The organism is Pseudomonas sp. P5_B2, assembly GCF_056400445.1.
The window spans coordinates 1-1,059 of the sequence record NZ_JBFULH010001061.1; the positions used below are offsets into that span (position 1 = coordinate 1).

At 49.8% G+C, this 1,059-nt stretch carries 2 protein-coding genes; both read right to left on the reverse strand.

The annotated features are described in order from the left end of the window. Positions 1 to 339, reverse strand: a 339-nt coding sequence (locus AC1DRJ_RS29155; protein WP_477805180.1) for a hypothetical protein, incomplete at its 3' end; no start/stop codon positions are given. A 481-nt stretch (positions 340 to 820) separates the two neighbouring features. Continuing rightward, positions 821 to 1,059: DUF6124 family protein (locus AC1DRJ_RS29160; RefSeq protein ID WP_477805181.1), on the reverse strand; the 239-nt coding region annotated here is incomplete at its 5' end.

Genomic DNA, 1,059 nt, shown 5'->3' on the forward strand with positions numbered 1-1,059 from the left:
TTCAACAACTTCGGAATCAACTCCGTGAAAAATTACTTTTCCTGGGTCTTTTCCCACGTCGTTTTGTGAGTGAGCATACCAAAAACTCACTTCAGACCAGACCCCATCGAGGTCAAACTCAAAATGAATATTTTCCCCCTCGGATTGACCGGCGAATGCTAATAGAACTATTCCGTCCAACTCCGAGAAATTGAAATTTTGTTTATTGAAAGTTAGATATGCATTACTGTCTTTAAAGTTAGTGACACCTATTTTACACGGGCCATGCGTAATGTCCGGGTGAATGGTCACTGGTGGATAATTATTAAAATCTACATGGACAGTACTTGTAACGGTCATAGCGGCACTCCTGCCTGTTATAGGATGAGGGTATGATTTGGCACTGGATCACGCACGCCGGCTACTGTCAGAAATAACAGGTAAGAGCAAGTATCGGACGAACGGTGATACGTATATACCCTCGCAGGAAGGGCGGAATGGACATACGTCGGCAGGCATTGAACCGCGCATCCCCAATAGAAAACGGCCCTTGAGGGGCCGTTGCTTAGTTCTCTCGCCGGCCCATTCTGTTGTTGCGACGAGGCTGCGCCTTAAACAAATACGCGTTAACCCAAACGGGTTAACGCTATCCAGCGTCCGGTTTACCCCCCGTTCATCCAAGGGCATCAAACGTCAAATTCTCGGATTTGTTTTTTGAATAGGTCTGTCATCCTTTTCGGCCTCGAACTATTCACCGCGGTCATTTTTTTAAACCGCATTCCCATGAATGACGACTGCTGCGCAGCCGAACGGGAGCAAGCTCCCTCGCCACAGGTCGGCTTTAGCTTTGCGGATCGACGTTATCCAGCATCCGGTTCACCGCCAGTTCACCCAGCATGACGGAGTTTTGAATACCCAGCAGGGTGTGGCGCTGTGTACCGCTCAACTGCCCAGCGAAATCACTCAACATGGCACTCGCTGACGCCAACGTCTCACAGGCGTTGACCAGCAGGGTTTCGTTGTCAGTGTCGGAGCCGACGGAATAGATGGTGCTGGGTTTGCGCGGCGTGTCTTTGGGAA